At 62.2% G+C, this 24,183-nt stretch carries 18 protein-coding genes and 1 tRNA gene; 14 read left to right on the top strand and 5 right to left on the bottom strand.

Annotation, left to right across the window (positions count from 1 at the left end; all coding sequences use genetic code 11):
- Positions 1 to 804: 804 nt before the first annotated feature.
- Positions 805 to 894 (bottom strand) — tRNA-Ser (locus tag TL5118_RS06045).
- Between the two features lie 304 nt (positions 895 to 1,198).
- Here TL5118_RS06045 and TL5118_RS06040 point away from each other — a divergent pair.
- From TL5118_RS06040 to TL5118_RS06010, 7 genes are all read left to right on the top strand, one after another.
- Positions 1,199 to 2,092 (top strand): SPOR domain-containing protein, encoded by an 894-nt coding sequence (locus TL5118_RS06040; RefSeq protein ID WP_058242945.1) that lies wholly within the window; start codon positions 1,199 to 1,201, stop codon positions 2,090 to 2,092.
- A gap of 93 nt (positions 2,093 to 2,185) precedes the next feature.
- The gene (locus tag TL5118_RS06035) at positions 2,186 to 3,316 is read left to right on the top strand and encodes a D-alanyl-D-alanine carboxypeptidase family protein (RefSeq protein ID WP_058243022.1); all 1,131 of its coding nucleotides are present in this window, start codon (positions 2,186 to 2,188) and stop codon (positions 3,314 to 3,316) included.
- A complete protein-coding gene (tmk, locus tag TL5118_RS06030; protein WP_058242946.1) occupies positions 3,313 to 3,954 on the top strand; it encodes a dTMP kinase in 642 nt (213 codons plus the stop codon). The genes TL5118_RS06035 and tmk overlap by 4 nt, the downstream gene beginning before the upstream one ends.
- A gap of 3 nt (positions 3,955 to 3,957) precedes the next feature.
- A complete protein-coding gene (locus TL5118_RS06025) occupies positions 3,958 to 5,079 on the top strand; it encodes a DNA polymerase III subunit delta' (RefSeq protein ID WP_058242947.1) in 1,122 nt (373 codons plus the stop codon).
- Between the two features lie 24 nt (positions 5,080 to 5,103).
- A complete protein-coding gene (locus tag TL5118_RS06020; RefSeq protein WP_058242948.1) occupies positions 5,104 to 5,910 on the top strand; it encodes a TatD family hydrolase in 807 nt (268 codons plus the stop codon).
- Complete coding sequence (locus TL5118_RS06015; protein WP_058242949.1) at positions 5,910 to 6,707, top strand: MBL fold metallo-hydrolase; 798 nt, start codon at positions 5,910 to 5,912, stop codon at positions 6,705 to 6,707. The genes TL5118_RS06020 and TL5118_RS06015 overlap by 1 nt, the downstream gene beginning before the upstream one ends.
- A 162-nt stretch (positions 6,708 to 6,869) precedes the next feature.
- The gene (locus TL5118_RS06010; protein ID WP_058242950.1) at positions 6,870 to 7,799 is read left to right on the top strand and encodes an AEC family transporter; all 930 of its coding nucleotides are present in this window, start codon (positions 6,870 to 6,872) and stop codon (positions 7,797 to 7,799) included.
- On the opposite strand, the gene TL5118_RS06005 is transcribed toward TL5118_RS06010, so the two are convergent.
- Genes TL5118_RS06005 through TL5118_RS05995 form a run of 3 tightly spaced genes read right to left on the bottom strand, consistent with a single transcriptional unit; the run spans position 7,796 to position 9,965 of the window.
- A complete protein-coding gene (locus TL5118_RS06005; protein WP_058242951.1) occupies positions 7,796 to 8,611 on the bottom strand; it encodes a metal ABC transporter permease in 816 nt (271 codons plus the stop codon). The two genes, TL5118_RS06010 and TL5118_RS06005, sit on opposite strands and share 4 nt — an antisense overlap.
- The gene (locus tag TL5118_RS06000) at positions 8,611 to 9,435 is read right to left on the bottom strand and encodes a metal ABC transporter ATP-binding protein (RefSeq protein ID WP_058242952.1); all 825 of its coding nucleotides are present in this window, start codon (positions 9,433 to 9,435) and stop codon (positions 8,611 to 8,613) included. Before TL5118_RS06000 ends, TL5118_RS06005 begins: the two co-directional genes overlap by 1 nt.
- Positions 9,435 to 9,965, bottom strand: coding sequence for a transcriptional repressor (locus tag TL5118_RS05995; protein WP_058242953.1), 531 nt, complete (start codon positions 9,963 to 9,965; stop codon positions 9,435 to 9,437). Before TL5118_RS05995 ends, TL5118_RS06000 begins: the two co-directional genes overlap by 1 nt.
- A gap of 96 nt (positions 9,966 to 10,061) precedes the next feature.
- Between TL5118_RS05995 and TL5118_RS05990 the strand changes: the two genes are divergently transcribed.
- The 4 genes from TL5118_RS05990 to TL5118_RS05975 all read left to right on the top strand — a co-directional run bounded on the left by TL5118_RS05990 (position 10,062) and on the right by TL5118_RS05975 (position 17,943).
- Positions 10,062 to 11,270: a zinc ABC transporter substrate-binding protein gene (locus TL5118_RS05990; RefSeq protein ID WP_058242954.1), complete on the top strand. Its 1,209-nt coding sequence runs from the start codon at positions 10,062 to 10,064 to the stop codon at positions 11,268 to 11,270.
- Between the two features lie 158 nt (positions 11,271 to 11,428).
- Entirely contained in the window at positions 11,429 to 13,252 is a 1,824-nt protein-coding gene (locus TL5118_RS05985; RefSeq protein WP_058242955.1) for an autotransporter assembly complex protein TamA, read from the top strand.
- Positions 13,252 to 16,980, top strand: a complete 3,729-nt coding sequence (locus tag TL5118_RS05980; RefSeq protein ID WP_058242956.1) for a translocation/assembly module TamB domain-containing protein — start codon at positions 13,252 to 13,254, stop codon at positions 16,978 to 16,980. The genes TL5118_RS05985 and TL5118_RS05980 overlap by 1 nt, the downstream gene beginning before the upstream one ends.
- A 153-nt stretch (positions 16,981 to 17,133) precedes the next feature.
- Complete coding sequence (locus TL5118_RS05975) at positions 17,134 to 17,943, top strand: carbohydrate ABC transporter permease (protein ID WP_058242957.1); 810 nt, start codon at positions 17,134 to 17,136, stop codon at positions 17,941 to 17,943.
- Here TL5118_RS05975 and TL5118_RS05970 read toward each other — a convergent pair.
- Positions 17,930 to 18,571: an HAD-IA family hydrolase gene (locus TL5118_RS05970; protein WP_058242958.1), complete on the bottom strand. Its 642-nt coding sequence runs from the start codon at positions 18,569 to 18,571 to the stop codon at positions 17,930 to 17,932. The two genes, TL5118_RS05975 and TL5118_RS05970, sit on opposite strands and share 14 nt — an antisense overlap.
- 120 nt (positions 18,572 to 18,691) lie before the next feature.
- Between TL5118_RS05970 and TL5118_RS05965 the strand changes: the two genes are divergently transcribed.
- The 3 genes from TL5118_RS05965 to TL5118_RS05955 are packed head-to-tail and all read left to right on the top strand — an operon-like array spanning position 18,692 to position 24,175.
- On the top strand, positions 18,692 to 19,345 hold the full coding sequence (locus tag TL5118_RS05965; RefSeq protein ID WP_058242959.1) for an ImuA family protein: 654 nt from the start codon (positions 18,692 to 18,694) through the stop codon (positions 19,343 to 19,345).
- Complete coding sequence (locus TL5118_RS05960; RefSeq protein ID WP_058242960.1) at positions 19,251 to 20,762, top strand: Y-family DNA polymerase; 1,512 nt, start codon at positions 19,251 to 19,253, stop codon at positions 20,760 to 20,762. Before TL5118_RS05965 ends, TL5118_RS05960 begins: the two co-directional genes overlap by 95 nt.
- Entirely contained in the window at positions 20,759 to 24,175 is a 3,417-nt protein-coding gene (locus TL5118_RS05955; RefSeq protein ID WP_058242961.1) for an error-prone DNA polymerase, read from the top strand. Before TL5118_RS05960 ends, TL5118_RS05955 begins: the two co-directional genes overlap by 4 nt.
- Positions 24,176 to 24,183 lie beyond the last annotated feature (8 nt).

Below are 24,183 nucleotides of genomic sequence, written 5' to 3'. Positions count from 1 at the left end.
CCCGATACACCTTAGCAAAGCTGCAAAACTGTCCGAAAAGGTGGGACCACTTCACAGGCGTTAGGCTAAACTCAATCTCCCCATAAACAAGGAAGAAAATAATCAACATCCAAAACCCCAAAGGAACATACGGGCTTAAGTTTTTTCATTTTGAGGCATCATCGAACGATATGATTTTCATTTCATAACAGATCAAAATCTTGACTCTAGATCCGCAGCGAACTCCCTGCGGGCTCAGGCACACATCATCACGATTGAACGAAACGCAAGCACCCATAAGCCATCAGTCAAACCAATAGTTGTTAGCGTTACAAAATCCTCTTACGCTATTCCTCGCAGGGAGTTTTGCACCAACTAGGTGTCTTTCGCTATGTAGACCGCTGCCGGCTAGACTTACAGCGGGCACCAAGTGTGGACACAATCAAATCCTATGCCAAACTACCAAACCGACATCTCGAAGGTTCTTCCAACTTCCACCTCGCAACCTAAGAAAGTTGGCCCCTCCGTTCCATGCCCCGCCCGATCTACTGTAACGGCACCCAGCACGACGCTAACATTTGTGCCCCGCCCCCCAACTCTCACATCCCCCCGCATGTGCAACGCACAATCATCCTGACAGAATCGTCAAAAACTCGGAAAGTCTCGCGCTTGACCTGGATCGATGGAATGCACCAACTTCTCAGCATCGGAGCACCCTGGGGGGTGGCAAGTAAATCAAAAGTCACGACGCATTAGGGGCAACCAACGAGCACATCCGAAGCGACCCCAAATTTATCAATGATTTCAAATAGTAGCTGCCATAGATGGCGGAGGAGGTGGGATTCGAACCCACGGTAGACTTTCACCTACGTCGGTTTTCAAGACCGGTGCATTCAACCACTCTGCCACTCCTCCGACTTGGACGGATTTAACGATAGCGAATTGATTCTAAAAGGGCGAAGCGCGCGGAAAAATCAAATCTTGTGAAGTTCGGCATGTTGACCCCACGCATCGCCTGCCCCTTTGCCTGTCGCCGCAGCCCAAACTGCGGTCCCGACATGGGGAAACTTGCCGATGCTGCCAGGCTGCTTGGCTTGTGCCTTTCCTTGTGAAGCACATGTCGTTAAGCTGCTTTTTGAGGTGGCCGCCCACTGGGCTTGCGAAGACCGGAAACAACCGGCGCGCAGCAGCGGGCGACGGACAGAGGCGAGAGAGACAGATGACCAATACCACAGCAGCGCGCCCACATTCTGCGCGAATCAGAACGGGGCTGGTGTTTGCCGGTCTGACCCTTGCCCTCGGCGCCTGTCAGGATGGCGCGCAAGGCCCGAAATTCAACCTGTTCAAAAAGGCGCCGGAGCAAACCGGCGATGCGCAATCCGTCACCTTGGTGGAGCGTGACATTGAAGCCCCCGATGTGTTCCAGCAGACCGAAGCTGGCCTGTGGGATGGCCGCCCGTCGCTGGGCGGTGTTTGGGTGGCGCATCCGGATGTGGCGGATCCTGAGCGGGTGATCATCCGCAATGAAGCCAATGGAAAATTTGTGATCGGGGCGTTGTTCCGCCGCGAACGGGCCAATCCGGGGCCGCGGTTCCAGGCCTCCTCTGACGCGGCGGCCGCCCTGTCGATGCTGGCAGGTCAACCGGTGGAGTTAAGCGTTACCGCACTGCGCCGGGAAGAAGTGCCAAGCGAGGCGCCTGTTGCCCCACCTGCCGATCAGGTCGCAGCCGTGGCGCAGCCGATTGAAGAAACCACACTGGATCCGATCAGCTCCGCCTCCGCGGCGATTGATGCGGCAGAGGCCAAAGAAACCGGGGGGGAAACGGCCAAGGCTGAGCCAGCGCCTGCTGCCAAGCCGGCAGCGCCTGCGGTATCGTCGCTGGACAAACCCTATCTACAGATCGGCATCTTCTCGGTGAAAGGCAACGCCCAGAAAGCGGCCAACCAGATGGAAGCTTCGGGCATGCCTTCGGTGATCAAAGAGGCCAGCCTCAAGGGCAAGACCTACTGGCGCGTTCTGGTCGGCCCAGCGCAGTCCAGCGCCGCCCGTACCAGCCTGCTGAGCCAAATCAAAGCCAAAGGCTTCACCGATGCCTATGCGGTGCGCAACTGATCCGGCAAGGATCGGCGCGCGTACCCTCACAATGACCAAGACGGAGGCAGACACATGATCTCTCTGCTGCGAAACTCCCTCAGCGGGGCCGTGATGGCGCTGCTGCTGCTCGGGCCGGCGCAGGCCTTTGAAACCCGCGCCAAATCGGCCTTTGTGGTGGATCTGAAAACCAGCACGGTTCTGCTGAACAAAAACGCCGATGTGCCGCTGCCGCCGGCGTCGATGTCCAAGCTGATGACGCTCTATATCGTGTTTGAGGCCCTGAAAGATGGCCGCCTGACACTGGACGAAGAGCTGCCCGTTTCGGAACACGCGATGAGCTATGGCGGCTCCACCATGTTTTTGGACACCACCGATCGGGTCCGGGTAGAGGATCTGATCCGCGGCATCATCGTGTTGTCTGGCAATGACGCCTGTGCGGTGATCGCCGAAGCGCTGAGCCCGAACGGAACCGAGGCCGGCTTTGCCCGCTACATGACCCAACGCGCACAGAAAATGGGGATGACCAATTCAACCTTTGCCAATTCCAACGGTTGGCCGGCGGCAGGGCATCGCATGTCGACCCGCGATCTAGCGCTCTTGGCAACCCGGCTGATTGAGGATTTCCCACAGTACTACCCGCTGTTTTCAGAGCGTGAATTTGCCTTTGACGGGCGGGCGCCGCAAAACACCCGCAACCGCAACCCGTTGTTGGGGCTGGGCATCGGTGCCGATGGTCTGAAAACCGGCCACACGCAAGAGGCTGGTTACGGCTTGGTAGGCTCCTCCATGCAGGGGGATCGCCGTATTGTCTTTGTTGTGTCCGGTCTAGACAGCACCAAAGCCCGCGCCGAAGAGGCTGAGGCGATTGTGAACTGGTCCTTTCGCCAGTTCGTGTTGCGGGACGTCGCCAAAGAGGGCGCCGTGATTGCTGAGGCCGACGTTTGGATGGGCGCGGCCCCACGGGTTGGCCTGACGCCGGCTGCCGACATCTCAGCCCTGCTGCCCGCCCTTGACGGTGACGCGATGCAGGCCGAAGTGGTCTACAAAGGCCCGATCGAGGCCCCGATCCGTCAGGGTCAGGAACTGGCGGAACTGATCCTGAAGCCGGAAGGCCTGGAAGAGGTATCTTACCCGCTGGTAGCCGACAAAGACGTGCCGGTGGGCGGTTTCATGACCCGTGTGGGTACTGCGGCCAAGGCGCTGTTGCGCCGGTTGGAACAGGGGCCTGAGGGCGCATCGTGACCAAGACATCGAAGACCGGCCTTTTCATCAGCTTTGAAGGCATCGACGGGTCGGGCAAATCGACCCAATGCCGCCGCCTTGCTGCTGCGTTGGAGGCAAAAGGCCATGAGGTCGTGCTGACACGGGAACCCGGCGGCTCTGCCGGGGCGGAGGAAATCCGCGCGCTTGTATTGCAGGGCGACCCTGACCGATGGTCGGCCGAAACCGAAATCCTGTTGTTCACCGCCGCACGCCGCGACCATCTGGAGCGGACCATCCTGCCCGCACTTGCCGCTGGTAAAGTGGTGGTCTGTGACCGGTTTGCCGACAGCACCCGGATGTATCAGGGTCTGAGCCGCGGCGATCTGCGCGGCACCGTCGATCAGCTGCACAGCCTGATGATCGGGCGCGAACCGGACCTGACCGTTCTGATCGACATGGACCCCGAAGAAGGCCTGTCACGCGCCCTGTCGCGTCAGGGGGTTGAGGAACGCTTTGAAAGCTTCGGCGCAGATCTGCAAAAGCAGATGCGCGCAGGTTTTCTGTCACTGGCAGAAGAATTTGCCGACCGGTTCCGCATCATCGATGGCGCCCGCGATATGGACGCGGTGGCTGCGGATGTGCTTGCGACGGCTGAGGCCGCGCTGGCTGAGGCTTAAGCGATGGCTGAGGTTGAGCTGCCAGAACCAGACCGGGTGGACGGGGCACCACATCCCCGCGAAACCCAGCAGATTTTCGGACAGGATGCGGCCCAGGCTGAGTTCCTGCAGGCTTTTAATTCCGGTCGTTTGCATCATGGCTGGCTGATCACCGGCCCTAAAGGCATCGGCAAAGCCACGCTGGCCTGGCAGATCGCCCGGTTCCTGCTGACCCAACCGATTGAGCAGAGCGCCGGTCTTTTTGGCGCGCCCGAGCCGCCCACCAGCCTGGCGATCCCGCCCGATCATCCGGTGGAAGCCCGCATTCAGGCGATGTCAGAGCCGGGCCTGTTCCTGCTGCGGCGTGGCCCGAATGAAAAGGGTGACAAGCTGGCCGCGGACATTTTGGTCAAAGAAGTGCGCAAGCTGAAAAACTTCTTTTCGCTGTCGGCGGCGGATGGCGGACGCCGGGTGGTGATTGTTGACGCCGCGGATGAAATGAACGTCTCAGCCGCCAACGCCCTGCTGAAAGTGCTGGAAGAGCCGCCTGCAAACACCATCCTGCTGCTGGTTTGCCATCAGCCATCCCGCCTGTTGCCCACCATCCGGTCGCGCTGTCGCGAGCTGCGCCTTGCGCCCATGGGACCAGATGCGATGGCTGCGGCCCTGGCACAGGCTGAGGCGCCAGAAGTGGAAAACCCCGCCGCCCTTGCCGAGATTTCCGCCGGTTCCGTGGGAGAGGCAATCCGGCTGGTCAATCAAAACGGTCTGGCGATCTATCAGGAGTTGGTGGACCTCTATAGCTCCCTGCCGCGGCTGGACCGGTCGCGGGCGTTGAAACTGGCGGAAAGTGCTGCGGCACGCGGGGCGGAGGCCAAGCTGGACCTGCTATTTGCGTTGAATGATCTGTTGCTGGCGCGGCTGGCCCGCGCGGGGGCCCTGGGTCAGCCCCCCGCTGTTGAGGTGGCGCGCGGCGAAGCGCAATTGCTGGCGCGCCTGTCTTCGACGCCACATCAGGCCCGCGCCTGGGCCGATTTGGCCCAGGATGTCGGCGGGCGCACCCGTCATGGCCGGGCGGTCAATCTTGACCCTGCCGCACTCATCCTAGATACGGTTTTCAAGATACAGAAAACCGCCGCAGGCTAAGGCCGGCGCAGGCAAGAGACCAAGATGACCGAAACCATTCAGATCACTGACAGCCACTGCCACCTCGATTTCCCCGATTTCGATGAAGAGCGCGATCAGATCGTTGCCCGCGCTGTTGAGGCTGGCGTCACCCGTATGGTCACCATCTGCACCAAGCTGGAGGCCGAGCCGCGCGTGCGCGCCATCGCTGAGGCCTATGATCCGGTATTTTACGCCGCTGGCACCCATCCGATGTCTGCAGCAGAGGTGCCGCTGGTCTCGGTTGAGGATCTGGTCAAACTGGCCGATCACCCCAAGTTTGTTGGCATCGGCGAAAGTGGGCTGGATTATCACTACACCGCTGACAGCGCCAAGGTGCAGCAGGAGAGCCTGCTGATCCATATCGAGGCTGCACGCCGCACCAAACTGCCGCTGATCATTCACGCTCGTTCTGCAGATGAGGATATGGCCCGCATTCTGGAAGGCGAGTACCGCAACGGCGCCTATTCCTGCGTGATGCATTGCTACTGTTCCGGCCCTGAGCTGGCGAAAACCGTGTTGGATCTGGGCTTCTACCTGTCGATGTCGGGGATCGCGACCTTCCCGAAATCGCAAGAGGTGCGCGATATCTTTGCGAACGCCCCAGTGGACCGCATTCTGGTGGAAACCGACAGCCCCTATCTGGCGCCGAAACCTTTCCGCGGCAAACGCAATGAACCGGGCTATTCCATCCACACCGCACAGGTCGGGGCCGAGGTTTTTGGCATGGATTATGCGGAATTCGCCGCCCGCACGCAGGAAAACTTTGACCGGCTGTTCTGGAAAGCCGCCCGCTATGAGGCCGCTGCCTAATGGCTGAGCTGCGGTTTACCATTCTGGGCTGCGGCTCCTCCGGTGGGGTGCCGCGCATTGGCGGCATCTGGGGGGAGTGTGATCCAATGAACCCCAAAAACACCCGCCGCCGCTGTTCCATGATGGTAGAGCGCGTGACCGACGCAGGCACCACCCGGGTGCTGATCGACACCACGCCTGATATGCGCCAGCAGCTGCTGGATGCCGGCGTTGGTGAATTGGATGCGGTGCTGTGGACCCACGCCCATGCCGATCACGTGCATGGTTTGGATGACCTGCGCATGGTTGTTTTCAACATGCGCCGCCGGCTGCCGGTTTGGGCAGACGGTGATACCCAAAACGCGCTGCTGTCTCGGTTCGGCTATGCCTTTGTGCAACCCGAGGGCAGCCCCTATCCGCCCATTTTGGACATGCACACCATTGATGGCGATGTGACGATTGAGGGCGCAGGCGGTGCTATCACATTCACCCCGTTTGAAGTGAACCACGGCAGTATCGACTCGCTCGGGTTCCGTATCAAAGGGCTGGCCTACCTGCCGGATGTGGCCAAGATCCCTGACGATGCCCTGCCCCACCTGCAAGATCTGGACGTTTGGGTGCTGGATGCGCTGCGCCGCTCACCGCACCCGACGCATTTTGATCTGGCCACCGCGCTGGAGTGGATCGAAAAGATGCAACCCAAGCGCGGCATCTTGACAAATATGCACGTAGATCTTGACTATGAGACGCTGGAAGCCGAAACCGCTGACCATATCTCCGTGGCCTATGACGGTATGGTGATCACTCTGCCGGACTAAACTGGGCCGGACTAATCTGGGCCTGACTAATTTGGGCCGGACCAATCTACGCCGGACGGATCCGTGCCAGATTGAACCGCCATCGCAGAGTTAAGATCCCAGCGACACCAAAGGGCCAACACACCACCAGCGCGCCCGGCGCTGCCAAGCAAGGCCCGATCGATGCAAGATCTGTTCAACATCATTCTGCCCGTCTTTCTGGTGATCGGGATCGGCTACATTGGCACCCGACGCAATTACATCACCGGCGAACAGATCGACGGGCTGGTGAAATACACCCAAAACTTCGCCATCCCGTTCCTTTTGTTTACCGCCATCGCGCGGCTGGATCTGGGGCAGAGTTTTGACTGGCGTTTGCTCACGGCCTTTTATGTCGGCGCAGGCACCAGTTTTGCGCTGGCCGCGCTTGGCACCCGATTGATTTTCAAACGGGCTGGGCCGGATTCAGTTTCAATCGGCTTTATCGGGCTGTTTTCCAACTCGGTCCTGCTGGGGCTGGCGATAACCGAACGCGCCTATGGGGCCGAGGCTCTGGCCTCAAACTTTGCCATTGTCGCGATCCACGCGCCGTTCTGCTATTTCCTGGGCATCACCGTGATGGAGATTGTGCGCGGCCGTGGCCAGGGGATCGGGCGGTTGGTGCTGAACGTGGGCAATGCGATGTTCCGCAATGCGCTGGTCGTGGCCCTGGCGCTGGGGTTTGTGGTCAACCTGACCGGCCTTGTCATCCCGGAACCGGTGCAGGTGGCGCTGGATTTGATCGCACGCACGGCGCTGCCGGCGGCGCTCTTTGGTCTTGGTGGCGTGCTGGTACGCTACCGTCTGGATGGGGATCTGCGGGTCATTGCCTATGTGCTGGCGATGTCGCTGGTGTTGCACCCAACTATCGTGATCAGCCTTGGCACCCTACTGGATCTGGGCGATGCGGCCCTCCGCTCTGCCGTGATCACCGCGGCGATGGCGCCGGGGATCAACACCTATCTGTTTGCATCCATGTATGGCGTCGGCCAGCGGGTTGCGGCCTCATCCGTGTTGATCGGCACGGTGATCAGCATCTTCACCGTCTGGGTCTGGCTGCAACTGCTACCCTAAGCCCCGGTTTTGCCCAGCGCGTTACGCAGCCCGTCACCGATGCTTGCCAGCAGAAAGATCAACGCCGCGACGCAAACAATGCTGGGCCCTGCGGGCGTGTCAAAGATCAGCGCGCCCTGCAAACCACCAATCACCGAGGCCACGCCAATCGCTGCGGCCACCAGCGCCATCGCCTCAGGAGTGCGCACCAGCGGGCGGGCGGCAGCGGGCGGGATGATCAGAAGTGAGGCGATCAGGATCACCCCAACGACCTTGATCGCCACAGCCACCACCACCGCCAGCGCAATGGTCAAAACCAGCTGTTCACGGCGCGGATCGATGCCGCTGGCATGGGCCAGATCCGGGTTCAGCGTTGACACCAGAAGCGCCGACCAGCGCCAGGCTACAAGCGCCAGCACCAGCAAGGCACCGCCCCAGATGATCGCCAGATCCATCCGCCCCACAGCCAGAATATCGCCAAAGAGGTAGGCCATCAGATCCACCCGCACGCCTTGCAGGAAAGACACTGCCACCAGACCAAAGGCCAGCGCCGAATGGCTGAGCACCCCCAAGAGCGTATCCATACCGTAGCCGCGCCCCGAGAGCGTGGACACAGTCACCGCCATCGCCAAAGCGACGGCCAGAACACCCACAAATATTGAGATTTCAAAGCCCAGCGCCAGTGCCACCCCCAGGATCGCGGCATGGGCGGTGGCATCGCCGAAATAGGCCATACGGCGCCAGACCACAAAACAGCCCAAAGGCGCGGCGGCCAGCATGACCCCCAGACCGGCCAGTGTGGCGCGGGCCATGAAACTATCTAGAAGGGACATCAATGTGCCTCCGCATGGGGTTTTGCCAAGGATGTCACGTTTGCATCCGCTTTGGGCGTATGATCGTGGTCCTGATGCCCGCAATCATGGTCATGCAGGCAGTTGCCTTCGCTGTCGTGCGAATGATCGTGGTCATGACGATAAAGCGCCAGCGCCCCGCCCGTGCCAGAGCCGAACAAGGCCCGGTATTCCGGGGCGGAGGCGACGATTTCAGGCGCCCCGTGGCAGCAGACATGGCCGTTCAGGCAGACCACCCGATCGCTGGCTGCCATCACCACATGCAATTCATGGCTGACCATCAGAACGGCGCAGCCTTTGGCCTGCCGTATCTCTTCGATCTGGCGATAGAAGGCGGCAGAGCCCGGCTGGTCCAACCCTTGTGTGGCTTCATCCAGGATCAGCAGATCCGGATCTTCCAGCATCGCGCGGGCCAGCAGCACCCGCTGAAACTGTCCCCCCGACAGCCGCGCCATCTGGCGATCGGCAAGATCCGGCACCCCGGCCTGTTCCAAAACCTCAAGCGCCTGGGCGCGCGGCAAGCGACGCGGCAGGCCCAGAAAACGCGCAACAGTGATCGGCAATGTCGGATCGATCTGCAGTTTCTGCGGCACATAGCCGATGCGCAGGCCCGGCTTGCGTTTGACCGCCCCGGCCGAAGGCTTCAGCGCGCCAATCACGGTTTTCATCAACGTCGACTTGCCAGAACCGTTGGGCCCAACAACTGTGACAATCTCCCCCCGGTCGATGTGGAAGTCCACGCCGGTCAGGGCCACCGTAGCACCCTGATGCACGGAAGCGTCTGCGATCTCTACGAGGCGCTCCATTATGCTTGTCCTGATGCTGGCCCGGCGTCCACACAAGTGGGGCACAGCCCTTCCAGCTCCACCACGGTTTGCTCAATCTGAAAACCTGCTGCCGCGGCGGCCCTGCCCAGATCCCCTTTGGTGGGGCTGGTGTCCGCCTCAGCGACCTTATTGCACGACCGGCAGATCAGAAACGCTGGCGTGTGCGTGGCGCCGGGATGAGAACAGGCAACAAAGGCATTCAGTCGCTCGACCTTATGGGCGAAGCCGTTTTTGACCAGAAAATCAAGCGCCCGGTAGGCCACGGGGGGCTGTGATCCCAGCCCCTCCTCCCGCAGGATGTCGAGGATTTCATAGGCCCCCATCGCGCGATGCTCCGCCAGGAGGATTTCGGCCACGCGCTGACGCACGGGGGTCAGTTTCAACCGCTCAGCCGCGCAATAATCGACCAATGCCGCCACACCGTCTGACACGCAATGGGCGTGATCGTGCTGTTCAAAACCTTTGGACGATCCTTGGTCAGAACCGGGCTGTGACATGTCGGTGCTCATGGCTGCTCCTTTACGGGTTAAGAGGGCTTGTAATGTTATGTTATACATTCTACAAGCCCCCGCAAAGTGATGTTATACAATAACAGCGAGACCACTATGCTGCGCAATTCCCTGCCCCTCTCTCTTTCCTCAGCCGCCCTTCTGACGGCAACCACTGCACTGGCTGATGTGCCGCGTGTGATGACAGACATTGCCCCTGTTCATGCGCTGGTGGCGCAGGTGATGGGCGATCTTGGCGCGCCTGATTTGCTGGTGGATCCCGGCTCCTCGCCGCACTCCTATGCGATGCGTCCGTCGCAGGCGCGTGCCCTGGAGAAAGCAGATCTGGTGTTTTGGATCGGTGAGCCGCTGACCCCCTGGCTGGAAGGTCCGCTGGAAACGCTGGCGGCCAAGGCAGAAACGCTGGAGCTGCTGGAAGCGCCCGGCACCATCCAGTTCAATTTCCGTGAAGCCGTTGTCTTTGCACCGGCCGAAGGTGAGGAGCATGAGGATCATCACGACGAACATGGTCACGATGAACATGCAGAACACGATGATCATGCTGAAGGAGATCACGCAGAACATGACGACCATCATGATGAGCATGATGACGACCACGCGCATAAAGATCATGACGCGCATGAACACGAAGAGCACGGTCATGAAGACGAGCATGCTCACGAAGAAGAACATGCTGATGAGAAACACGATGATCACGGCCACGACGATCATGATGAGCACAAAGATCATGACGACCATCAAGAAGAGCATGCCGGTCACGATGATCACCACGACCATGGCCACGATCACGACGGGCTGGATCCCCATGCCTGGCTGGACCCGGAAAACGGCCGGATTTGGCTGGGTGTCATTGCCGATCAGCTGAGCGCGCTTGACCCGGAAAATGCCGAAACCTACCGCGCCAACGCAGCCGCCGGGCAGGAGGAACTGGCCCAGCTGATTGGCGAGATTGAAGCCAAGCTGGAACCGCTGGACGGGCAGCGTTTTGTGGTGTTCCACGATGCCTACCAGTATTTCGAAAACCGCTTCCACCTAAAAGCGCTTGGGGCAATCAGCCTCGGCGATGCTGCGGATCCCAGCCCGGCCCGGATTGCGGAAATCCAAGCGGCAGTGCGTGACAGCAGCATCACCTGCGTCTTCTCGGAGCCGCAGTACGATCCGCGCCTGATCCGCACCGTTTTTGAAGGTGTTGACGTCAACACCGCTGAACTGGACCCGCTGGGCCTGTCCCAGCCTGAAGGTGCAGCACTGTACCCCGGGCTGATCCGTGGCCTTGCCGAGGCTGTTGCGGACTGCCTGAAGTAATCCCGCATCCCCTTTGCAGGACCAAAACGCCCGCCTTCCCCCGGCGGGCGTCTTTTTGCCGAAACACGAATTTGTGCCGTAGAGCTTTGGAAAAGAACGGCCTAGAGTAGGGTCACTGACTTTGATTTGACCTCAGAAACACGGTTGCTGCCCCCGTGATGATTAATTTTCCAAAGCGTCCGCGCCTTGCTGCGTTGGCCCTGCTGCGTCGACCGCTGGCGACGCTGGCGTTTTGCCTGTTCAGTACGGCGGCTTGGGCGGTGGAACCCGTTCAGTTTTCAATGGCGGACGGCAGCGAAGAGGGTCTGGCCAGCAAGCTGCGATCAGGCTCCCTTCTGCGGCAAACCGAACAGGAAGCGGACCCAACGCCTCTGGATTTCTTTGCTGCTGCCCTTGCCGATTACCGTCGCCTGACTGAGGTGCTCTATGCCAACGGCTACTATTCGGGCGCGATCAATATTCGCATCGATGGCCGTGAGGCGGCGCTGATCCCAGCCACCTCCCCCCCGCGCGACATCACTGAGATCACGGTGCGTGTCGATCCCGGCAAACCCTTTCGTTTTGGCGCTGCAGAACTGTCGCCGCTGCCCGCCAGGGCAACCCTGCCCGAGGCTTTTCGCAGTGGTAAACGCGCCCGGGCCGAGGTTGTGCTTGGCGCCGCTGTCAGCGCGCAGAACGCCTGGCGGGATGCCGGACATGCCAAGGTGGAGATCACGCGCGAAGATCTGATTGCCGATCACGCGGCCCAGCGCCTTGATGCGCGCATTCGTCTGGCCCCCGGTCCTGAGGTCAGCTTTGGCAACTTGATCCTCACCAATGAAAGCAAGGTGCGCAGCGACCGGATCATCGATATCGCAGGCCTGCCAAATGGCGCACGTTATTCCCCCGCCGATATCGAACAAGCCGCCAACCGGCTGCGCCGCACCGGGGCGTTTCGGTCTGTTGCCCTGAGTGAGGCAGAAACCCTACGGGACGGGGATGTGCTGGACGTGAACGCAGCCGTTGTGGATGCCCTGCCGCGCCGCTTCGGCGCCGGTGTTGAAGTGTCCAACCAGGAAGGCCTCCGGCTGAGCGGTTTCTGGCTGCATCGCAATTTCCTGGGCGGGGCGGAACGGTTTTTTGTGGAGGGTGAGGTGCGCGACATCGGCGCCAACACCAGCCGGACCGATGTAGCCCTTGGCGTGCGGCTGGAACGGCCTGCCAGTTTCGGGGCCGACACAACCGCATTTCTGCGCGGTGATCTGCTGTTTGAACAAGAACCGCTTTACGATCTGGAAACGATTGAGGTGGGCCTTGGCGCCAACCGTATTTTGACAGACCACCTGACCGGTGAAATCGAACTGGCCTTTGGCTACGGGCGATCTGATGACAGTTTTGGCCGGCGTGAGTTCAGCCTGTTTTCCACCCCGATGGATCTGGAGTGGGATCACCGAGACTCGGATCTGGATCCGCAGCGTGGCCATTTCGTCAAGGCAGGACTGACGCCCTACCTTGGCCTCTCGGGCACGGAAAGCGGCGCGCAGTTTACCCTGGATGGCCGGATCTACCGCCCGCTGGTCGCAGATCGCATCGTGGCGGCAGCACGATTGCAATTTGGCTCGGTCAGTGGCTCCAGCCTGTCGGGCACGGCGCCGAACTTCCTGTTTCAATCCGGTGGCGGTGGCACGGTGCGGGGGCAACCCTACCAGTCCCTTGGCGTAGATAACGGTGGCACCACGTCAGGCGGGCGCAGTTTCCTTGGCCTGTCGGGTGAGCTGCGCGGCAAGGTCCGCGGCAACATCAGCCTCGTCGGGTTTGCTGATGCGGGTTACATCGGGGCCGAGAGTTTTTATGACGGCACCGGCGAATGGCATGCGGGCGCGGGTCTGGGCCTGCGCTATGACACGGCGGTTGGCCCGATCAGACTGGATGTGGCGACGCCCGTGTCCGGCAGCACCGGCGACGGGGTGCAGGTTTACATCGGTATCGGGCAGGCCTTCTGATGCGGTATGTACTGATCCCCCTCTTGGCCGCGACCACGCTGGTGCCGCTGCCGACCAGCGCGCAGGAAGATGACCGCGGTTATCTGGAAGCGCTGCTGGAAGAAACCCTGTCCGACGCCGGGCGTGAGATTGACATTATCGGCTTTGAAGGGGCGCTGTCCTCTGTCGCCAGTATTGAGCGGCTGACCATTGCGGACGATCAGGGGATTTGGATCACCCTCGAAGAGGTGGAACTTGACTGGAAACGCAGCGCCCTGCTGCGGGGCCGGCTGGAGGTCAATAAGCTGAGTGCCAAAACGCTGGACCTCAGCCGGTTGCCAGACATTCCCAGCGACGGCCCAACACCCGAGGCACAGGGGTTCGCCCTGCCGGAATTGCCGGTCTCTGTCGATATTGCCGAATTGGCCATCAACCGCGCCGCCTTGGGGGAACCGGTTCTGGGCCAAGCGATTGAGTTGAGCCTTTCGGGTGCGATGAACCTGGCCGATGGGGCGGGCAGCACCAGCCTGGATATCCGCCGGCAAGACGGCATCACGGGTGAGATCATCCTCACCGCGAACTACATCAATGGGGCCCGCGAAGCGGCGATTGATCTGCTGCTGCAGGAGGACGCCAATGGCCTGCTGGCCAGCAAACTGAACCTGCCCGGCACGCCACCTGTGACCCTGCGGCTGTCAGGGGCTGGTCCGATGACCAACTTCTCAGCCAGCACCACGCTCAGCAGCGATGGGGCCGAACGGTTAAGCGGAGACTTTAGTCTGGGCCTTGATCCGGTTGCCCCGGAGCGGCAGGTCTTTAGCGCAGATCTGGGGGGGGATCTGACGCCGCTTTTTGCACCTGAATATCGTGATTTCTTCGGCACTGACTTGTCGCTTACCGCCAATGGCTATGCCCTGAAGGATGTGGTGGCCCTGGAAAACATGGCGCTGACCAGCAAGGCGCTGTCCGTTCAGGGTCAAGTCACGCTGCAAGACGGTTGGCCCAGCCTGATTGCTGTCGAAGGCCAGCTGGGTCATGGCAACGGGCGACCTGTGCTGCTGCCTGTTGCAGGGGCTGGCACCCGGATTGGCAGCGCCCTGTTCCAGCTGACCCATGATGAGGCGATCAGCCCGGACTGGACCCTGGCCGCCAGCCTGACCGATTTTCAAAGCCCGGATCTACGCCTGCCCGAAACGCAACTGCGGGGCAGCGGCCAGATCATCGGCACCCGGATCGAAGGTGCTGTGGATTTCAGCGCAAAGGGTCTGGAGGTCGCAGCCGCCGATCTGGCCCGCGCGCTCGGCAAGGATCTGAGCGGCGCCACCACCTTTTCCGTGGGCCAGAATGAAGCGCTGCACCTCAAGGGGCTGGACCTCAGGGGCGAAGACTACAGCCTGACCGGCGATCTGACCCTGTCTTCGCAGGCAGATGACGGCTGGTCTATTCTACCCGACGTGCAGCTGGCCGCGCAGGATCTCAGCCGGTTTGCAGGATTGGCGGCGCAACCGCTGTCTGGCGCCGCAGATCTGGCCATTGCGGGGCGTGTCAGCCCGCTGGCGGGCAGTTTCGCGCTGCAGTTTGACGGCGGCACCACCGATCTGGCATTGGCGCAGCCGCTGCTTGATCCGCTACTGAAAGGGCGGGCCGATCTGCATCTGGGGGCTGCGCGGGACAAGACGGGGATCACGCTGGATCCGCTGCAGATCACCGCGCCCGAGATGTCGCTCACTGGCCGCGCCTCCCTGAAATCCCTTGGCAGCAGCGCCGAGCTTAGCGCCCGACTGCGCGATCTCAGCCTGTTGCAATCAGGTCTGACAGGGCCAGCCACGGCAGAGCTGACAGCCGAACAGCTGACGGCGGACAATTGGCAGGTTACGGCAGCGTTGAATGGCCCGGAACAGGCCAGCCTGCGCACGGATGTGACGCTGCAGCGCCCCATGGGGGACAATCCCGCCGTCACCGGCACTGCCGCCGTGCAATTGCCGGATCTGGCCCCCTATGCGCAGCTTGCCAGCCTGCCCATCCCGCTCACCGGTGGCATGTCGTTGGAACTGACCGGCCGTGGTGAACCGCTGCAGCAGGTGTTTGATATCAGCGCGACCGCCAAAAGCCGCGACATTGCCATCGGCAACAGCATCGCGGACGCTTTGATGGCGGGGCAGACCACGCTGCAACTGGCAGCCGAGAAGTCAGCGACCAGCCCGATTTTGCTGCGCCAGCTTGATCTGCAGGGTCAGGAGGTCACCGCCAGCCTCAGCGGCAGCGGAGGGTTTGACAATGCGGATGTGCGTTACACCGCCCGACTACGTGATATGGCGCTGCTGGGGGCTGGCATTTCAGGGGCGCTTAGCGCCGAAGGCCGGGCCCGGATGGAAGGCCGCGATTGGCGCATCAACAGCCAATTGGGCGGCCCCGCAGGTGCGGCGCTGCAAACGCAGGGCACGCTGGCGCAGGATTTCAGCCGCGCCGACCTCAGTGTCACCGGGGCGGTGCCCCTGAGCCTTGCCAACCCGCTGATCCAACCCCGCAGCCTGCAGGGACAGGCCAATCTGGATCTACGTCTGGCCAGCCCATTGGGGCTGGGGGCGGTGACGGGCCAGATCCGCACCGCCGGGGCGCAACTGGCACTGCCGACGTTGAAACAGGCGCTGGAAGATATTTCGGGCAGCGTCACCCTGAGCGGCGGGCGCGCCGCGTTGGATCTGACCGCGCGACCGGCAGCCGGGGGCGATCTGCGCCTGTCCGGTCCGGTGTCGCTGGACGCAGCTGTGAACGCTGACCTGTCGCTGGCCCTGCGCAATATCGTTCTGGAAGATCCCAGCCTTTACAGCACCAGCCTTTCGGGCGATCTGGCTGTGAACGGTCCCTTGCTAAGCGGTGGGGCGCGGATCAGCGGCGGGATGGAGCTGGGCCAGACTGAGCTGCGCATCGCGGCCAACTCTGCCCCGCGGTTTGCCAGCCTACCCGGGTTGAAACACCGCAATGAACCTGCCGAAGTGCGGCGGGTGCGCCGTTGGGCTGGTTTGATTGAAACGGAAAGGGCCGCGGTGGGACCCGCCTATGGGCTTGACCTGACCATTTCCGCACCGGCACGGGTCTTTGTGCGCGGCCGTGGGCTGGACGCTGAACTGGGTGGCAGCCTGCGGGTGGGCGGCACCAGCCATCAGGTGATCCCGGAGGGCCAGTTTGATCTGATCCGTGGCCGGATGGACCTATTGGGCAACCGGTTGAACCTGACCGAGGGGCTGATCCAGCTGCAGGGTGCCTTTGACCCGTTCCTGCGGTTTGTCGCTGAAACCACCACCGATGCGGTCACGGCTGAAATCACCATTGAGGGCCCGGCCAGCGCCCCTGTGCTGCGCTTCACCTCAACACCTGATCTGCCCGAAGATGAGGTGCTGTCGCTGCTGCTCTTTGGTCGTGACCTCAGCACAATTTCACCGTTGCAAGCGGTGCGTCTGGCCGCTGCCATCGCGACGCTTTCGGGCAATGGGGGCAACCTGACCGGGGGCCTGCGTCAGGGGCTGGCGCTGGATGATCTGGATGTCACCACTGATGAAGACGGCGCGACGCAGGCGCGGATCGGCAAATACATCAGTGACAATATCTATACCGAGATCACCGCCGATACCGATGGCAACAACCGGATTGACCTGAACCTGCAGCTAAGCCCCAGCGTGACCGCCCGGGGCCGTCTGAACTCGGACGGGGAAACAGGTCTTGGCCTGTTTATTGAGCGGGACTATTGACCAACACCCCGCAGCTATTCCCCCGCGTACCGATGGAACCGGTTGCAATCATTGCGTTATGCGGGTTGAGTGCGGTGAGCGTGCTTGCCTGCGCCCCCGCAGGTCCGGCCCAACATCGCACCAACCCCAGGTAACACCAGTCAAAGACGCAGCATGTCCCGCCCTTCCAAACATCGCCATTTGTTTCCCAAACAGGGTCTGGACCATCTGATCCTGATCCTCGGCAGCCTGTTCATGCTGGGCCCACTGGCTGTGGTGCTGCTTGGCTCCCTCAACACGGCAGGTGATCCGCTGGCGGCCTATCGGCGGATCCTGTTGACCCCGGACCTCTTTGGCAATGGCGTCAATGCCACCGATATGATGATCAACTCCTTCATCGTTGCGGGCGGTATCGCGGGGCTGAAAACGCTGGTCTCCATTCTGGCAGCGTTTGCTCTGGTCTGTTTCAATCTGCGGCACCGCGATCTGATCTTTGGCCTGATCCTTCTGCCACTGTTTTTCCCGATTGAGACCCGGATCCTGCCGACCTTTCTGGTGACCAGTCAGATGGGGTTGGTAAACTCCTACGGTGGGATGATCCTGCCGGTGGTCGCCTCGGGGTTGGGGGTGCTGATCTTCCGCCAGAGCCTCAGCCAGATCCCGGCGGAGCTGATGGAGGCCGCGCGCCTCGATGGGGCGGGGCCGCTGCGCTACCTCTTTGACATTCTGCTGCCGGTGTCCCTGCCGATGATCGCGGCGCTGTTTACCATTCTGTTTGTGCTGGGCTGGAACCAATACCTCTGGCCGCTGATGGTCGCGACCACCAGCGAAGAGCACTACACGCTGGTGCGCGGGATTGAACGGGTTGGTGCCGGATCCAGTTCGGGCCGGGCCTTTGCGATGCTGGCGATGCTGCCCCCGCTGGTGCTGATGCTGTTCACCCAGCGCTGGATCACCCGCGGGCTGACCCTCAGCTGGAAGTAACCGCGCCGGCAAGCTGGCGGACCAGACCCGGGAAGGCCTGATAGTGTTCAAACCGCGCGACCTTGGGCAGATGCAGACCATGAGGATCATGCAAGGCACAGCGCATCCCGGCGGCCTGTGCGGCGGCGACGCCGACCTCACTATCCTCCACCACCAAAGAGGCTTCGGGCCGGGCACCCATTGCCTGCGCCGCATGCAGAAACAGATCCGGGTCAGGTTTCCAGCTTTGGATGTCATAGGCGCTGTAGATCCGCCCGCCAAAGAACGGCGCAAGCCCCGTGATTTCCAGCGCGGCGCGGATCTTGGCCTGTGGCCCGCTCGATGCGATGCAAAGCGGCACGTCAAGCTGCGCCAACGCCTCATGCACGCCGGGAAAGGCGGCCAGCGATTGGTAAAACAGCCGCTTCACCTCAGCCCTGTAACGTTCCGCAAACCCTTCGGGCAGCGGGGCGCCAATCATCTGTTCCAGCTCTGCCAGAATGGTGGAAAACCGACGGCCACGAAAACGCGCCACCATCTCATCCTCGGTGAGGGGTAGCTGCGGCAGCAGGGTAAGATAGGCCCTGTTGCACAGCGTTTCACTGTCCACCAGCGTGCCATCCATATCAAATATAATGCAATCAAACATGGCCGTAGGTTAGGCATTGGGCGCCCCCGCAACAAGGCTGCAAGGGTGACCACCCTGCCCTTTTGCCCCTCTTGAATTTTGTCGCGACTCGCGCATTTTATAAGAACAAAGAGGAAACATATGTCTGCCGATTTCACCGCTGTTTACCCGCTGAAACGCGGCCGCGCCCATGAGGTTTGCGGCCCCGGCGCGACGTATTTTGCCGCAAGCTGCTGTAATTCAAGCCCGAAACCTTCGATGTGGATCCTACCGGACTGGTCCCATGAGGCGCTGAACCCTGTCGGGCTGGCGCAATACTGTGATCCCACCCGAATCCTGCTGGCCAAGGCCAAGACCCAAGTGGATCTTCTGGCCGCCGCCGAAGAGGCGCTGCGTTCGGGCGCGATGGGATTGGTGATCTGTGAGATTTATGAACCGCTGAGCCTGACCCACGGCAGGCGATTGCAACTGGCGGCCGAAGCCGGGCGCACAACCGGGTTGATCGTGATGCCTGAGGGCATGGGCAGCAACGCGGCCGAAACGCGCTGGCATTGCACGCCCCTGTCTGGGAAAGCCGCCTCTGGCAGCGCGGGAAACCCGCTGCAAAGCGGGCCTGAAAAGGGACTCGACTCGACTCGGCAACGCTGGGATATTATCAAGAACAAATCAGGAACATTGGCAAGCTGGGTCACCGATTGGGATGCAACGTCGCACCGTGTCATTGTGGTTTCCAAGACTGGCGAGCGATCGCGCGCTGCGTCAGCACCCCTTGGGCTGCGCGCAGACCACGGCTGAGCCGCCCTTTGCCCTGACCTTACGCGAAAGCAACACGGAACGGCTCTATTGTCTTAGCGGGCAGGCCCAGCATCTGGGGCTGATGCAGGGCATGACCCTGTCTGATGCCCGTGCTCTGCGTCCCGATCTGATCACCCGCCCCGCCACACCCGAGCTGGACCAGCAGTTCCTGCGGGCGCTGGCCCGTTGGGCGGGGCGCTACTGCCCTTGGGTCGGTGTGGAGGGGCGCGACGGGCTGGTGCTGGATGTCAGCGGCTCCACCCATCTGTTTGGCGGCGAGAGTGAGATGCTGGCCGATATGCGGATGCGGCTGACCCGTGCGGGTATCGCCGCCCGGATCGGACTGGCCGACAGCCGTGGCGCCGCTTGGGCGCTGGCACATTTTGACGAAGGGGTGGCTGCGCCCGGCGATCCCCTGCCCACCCTGCGACCGCTGCCGGTGGCGGCGCTGCGGCTGGATGGACCGACCTGCGTGGCGCTGGAACGGCTGGGGCTGCGCACCATCGGCGATCTGCACGACACGCCGCGTGCGCCGCTGAGCCGCCGTTTTGGCAACGGGGTGCTGATGCGCCTGGATCAGGCGCTGGGGGTGCAGGGCGAACCGCTGACCCCGCTGCCGGACCCACCGCGCTACGGTGTGCGGCTGACCCTGCCCGAGCCCATTGGCCTCAGCGCGGATGTGATGGCGGGGCTGGCCCGGCTTCTGGACGGACTGTGTGACAGGCTGCGTGCGCAGGATATGGGCGCGCGGGTGTTGCAGCTGACCCTGCGGCGGGTGGATCAGGCCAGCCAGCAGGTTGAGCTGCGGCTGGCCCGTGCAATGAACGACCCCGCTGTGATCCTGCCGCTGTTTGAGCGCGGCGTCAGCGCGGTTGAGGCCGGTTATGGCATCGACCAGTTGCGCCTTGGCGCCCCACGCGTCGAGGCGCTGCCCCCCGCCCAGATCCAAAGCGCCATCCGTCAGAGCGAAGAGGAAGGCGTGGCCAGTCTGATCACCAAACTGGGCACCCGGATTGGGCTGGAAAATGTGCAGCGGTTCCTGCCCGCCGACAGCCATATCCCCGAACGCGCCCATATCCTGGCCGCCGCCGCCTTTAGTGAGCCGGCCGAAAAATGGCCCCGCCCTGCCGCCCTGCCACCGCGCCCCCTGCGCCTGTTTGCACCAGAACCGATTGGCGGCCGTGCCACCGGACCGGGGCGCGAACCGCCACCCCAGTTTCGCTGGCGGGGCATGCGGTTGGAACGGGTGCATGTGGAAGGGCCGGAACGGCTGACGCCGGAATGGTGGCTGCCCTCTGAGGCCTGGCAAAATGGCGTGCGTGATTACTGGCGGGTGGAAACCCGGCAGGGCCGCCGGCTGTGGATGTATCACACACCGCAGAACCCCGGCTGGTTTGTGCAGGGGGAGTTTGCATGACCGCCCCCGCCGCCGCGAATACAGCAGACCGCCAGACCACCCGCGCCCTGCCGGTGCCGCCCTATGCGGAACTAGCGGTGACCTCAAACTTCACCTTCCTCACCGGTGCCTCCCACCCCGAGGAGCTGGTCACCCGCGCCGCCGGACTGGGGCTGGAGGCAATTGCCGTCACCGACCGCAACTCACTGGCCGGTGTGGTGCGGGCCTGGTCGGCACTGAAAGAGTTGAAGCGGGCACAGGAAGAGGCACAGCAACAAGAGGCGATCCAGATCCGCTCGGAACATCGGGTGGATCAGTGTTCCCGTCAGGAAATCGGTCCACGCAACCCGATCCCAGTCCCGGTGCAGGACGCCCCCGCCCTGCCGCGTCTGATTGTCGGCAGCCGTCTGGTGCTGCGCGACTGCATCCTTGACTGGATCGCCCTGCCCCGCAGCCTGCCCGCCTATGGTCGCCTGTCACGGCTGCTGACGCTGGGCAAACGGCGGGCGGAGAAGGGCGAGTGTCATCTGGATCTGGAGGATGTGCTGGCCGCGGGGGAAGATATGATCTTCATCGCCCTGCCGCCCAAAGATCAGCCGCTTGCGCAGGCCAGCCGGCCCCTGAAACAGATGGCGCGGCAGTTTCCCGGCCATGTCTATCTGGGGGCTGCGCCGCGCTATGATGGCAGTGATCAGATGTGGTTTGACCGCTGCGCCCGGCTGGCCCACCACTGCGCCACACCGATGGTGGCGGTGGGCGATGTGCTGATGCACCACGGGTCGCGGCGGCAGCTGGCCGATGTACTGACCTGCATGCGCGAGCATATCACCATTGATGAGATCGGCACCCGCGCCCTGCCCAACGGCGAACGCCGTCTGAAAGGGGCCGCTGATATGGCCCGCCTCTACCGCCGCCACCCCGCCGCCATCCGCCGCGCGGTGGAGATTGCCAACCGCTGCACCTTTGATCTGAGCGAACTGTCCTACAGCTACCCCGATGAGGTCAGCGACAGTGGTGAGGCGCCACAGGACCGGCTGGCGCGGCTGGCCACAGAAGGGTTGCAACGGCGCTACCCCACGGGGGTGCCGGATCATGTGACCGCCTTGAAAGACAAAGAGCTGCGCATGGTCGGCAAGCTGGGATTTGCCGCCTATTTCCTGACCGTGCACGATATCGTCGCCTATGCCCGCAGCCTTGATATCCTTTGTCAGGGGCGCGGGTCTGCGGCGAACTCGGTCCTGTGTTACGCGCTGGGGATCACCGATGTGGGGCCGGACACAATCACCATGGTGTTTGAGCGGTTCATCTCGGAACACCGCGGGGAACCGCCGGATATTGACGTCGATTTCGAACATGAACGGCGCGAAGAGGTGATCCAGCACATCTATGAAAAATACGGCCGCGAACGGGCGGGGCTCTGCGCGACGGTGATCCACTTCCGTTCCCGCGCGGCGATCCGTGAGGTGGGCAAGGTCATGGGGCTCAGCCAGGATGTGACCGCTGGGTTGTCCAGTCAGATCTGGGGCATGTCCGGCAAGGGGCCGGATCCGGACCGAATGCAGGAACTGGGGCTGGATCTACAGGACCTGCGCCTGCGCCAGACCGTGCGGCTGATCGGCGAGGTGATCGGTTTCCCGCGCCACCTCAGCCAGCATGTCGGCGGTTTTGTCATCACCCGGGGCCGGCTGGACGAGCTGTGCCCGATCGAAAACGCCGCGATGGAGGATCGCACCTGTATCGAGTGGGACAAGGATGACATTGACGCGCTGGGGATCCTGAAAATCGACGTCCTGAGCCTGGGCATGCTGACCTGTATCCGCAAAAGTTTCGATTTGCTGCGCAGTCATGAAGGTCAGGAACTTGCAATAGCCTCGGTCCCGCAGGAGGATCCGGCGACCTATGACATGCTGTGCATTGCCGATGCCATCGGGGTGTTTCAGGTCGAAAGCCGGGCGCAGATGAACTTCCTGCCCCGGATGCGGCCGCGCACCTTCTATGATCTGGTGATTGAGGTGGCGATTGTGCGCCCCGGCCCGATCCAGGGCGATATGGTCCACCCCTATATCAACCGCCGTCAGGGGCGCGAGCAGGTCAGCTTCCCGTCTGAGGCCCTGCGCGAAGTTCTGGGCAAAACCCTTGGCGTGCCGCTGTTTCAGGAACAGGCGATGCAGATTGCCGTAGTGGCGGCTGGTTTCACCGCCGAAGAGGCCGACCGGTTGCGCCGCTCGCTGGCCACCTTCCGGCGGATGGGCACCATCGGCACCTTCCGCGATCGCTTTGTGAACGGCATGCTGGAACGTGGCTATGAGGAGGCTTTTGCCCTGCAGTGTTTCGGCCAGATCGAAGGGTTTGGCGAATACGGTTTCCCCGAAAGCCACGCCGCCGCCTTTGCCATGCTGGCCTATGTCTCTGCCTGGCTGAAACGCCACCACCCGGCGATCTTTGCCTGCGCCCTGCTGAATTCCCAGCCGATGGGGTTTTACGCCCCGGCCCAGATCGTGCGGGACGCGCGGGAACACCAGATTGAGGTGCGCCCGATCTGCGTCAACAATTCCGATTGGGACAATACGTTGGAACGCCGCCCCGATGGCGCGCTGGCTTTGCGGCTGGGATTCCGCCAGATCAAAGGCCTGAAAGAAGAGGATGCCGGCTGGATTGTCGCCGCCCGCGGCAATGGCTACCCCGATCCCCAGAGTCTGTGGCTGCGCGCCGGCATCAAACCCGCCACCCTGGAACGTCTGGCTGAGGCCGATGGCTTTGCCGCGATGGGCCTCAACCGCCGCGATGCGCTGTGGCAGGTGAAAACCATCCGCTCGCCCGCGCCGCTGCCGCTGTTCAACGATCCCTTCGATGGGGAGGGCATCGTGGAGCCACATGTGGAGCTGCCGCAGATGCATCTGGGCGAGGAAGTGGTGGAGGATTACGTCACCACCCGCCTCAGCCTCAAGGCCCACCCGATGGAGCTGATCCGCCCCGATCTGCCCGGCCTGACGCTGCATTCCGACCTGCATCGCGCGCCTTTGGGCAAATGCACCGTCTGTGGGCTGGTCATCACCCGGCAACGGCCCGGCACAGCCTCTGGCGTGATTTTCCTGACGTTGGAGGATGAAACAGGCGTCAGCAACGTGATTGTCTGGCCCAAGATGTATGAACAGTTTCGCGCCGTTGTCATGGGCGGGCGATTGCTGCGGGTTAGCGGGCATTTGCAGCGCGAAGGCATTGTGACCCATCTGATTGCCCATCACATCAGCGATGAATCGCACCGGCTGACCGCGCTTGGCCATCCGCTGGCGCCCGACATTGGCGAAACACTGCCTCAGGCGGATGATGCGCCACGCCCCCCACGCCGCAGCGCAGGCAAACCGCCAAGGTCCGGGGCCAGGCACCCACGGGAACAGGCGAAACGACTGTTCCCCAGCCGTGATTTCCATTGAAGCCTTGG

It is taken from the genome of Thalassovita autumnalis (assembly GCF_001458255.1).
GTDB lineage: Bacteria > Pseudomonadota > Alphaproteobacteria > Rhodobacterales > Rhodobacteraceae > Thalassobius > Thalassobius autumnalis.
This window is presented reverse-complemented; position numbering and strand designations above follow the sequence as displayed.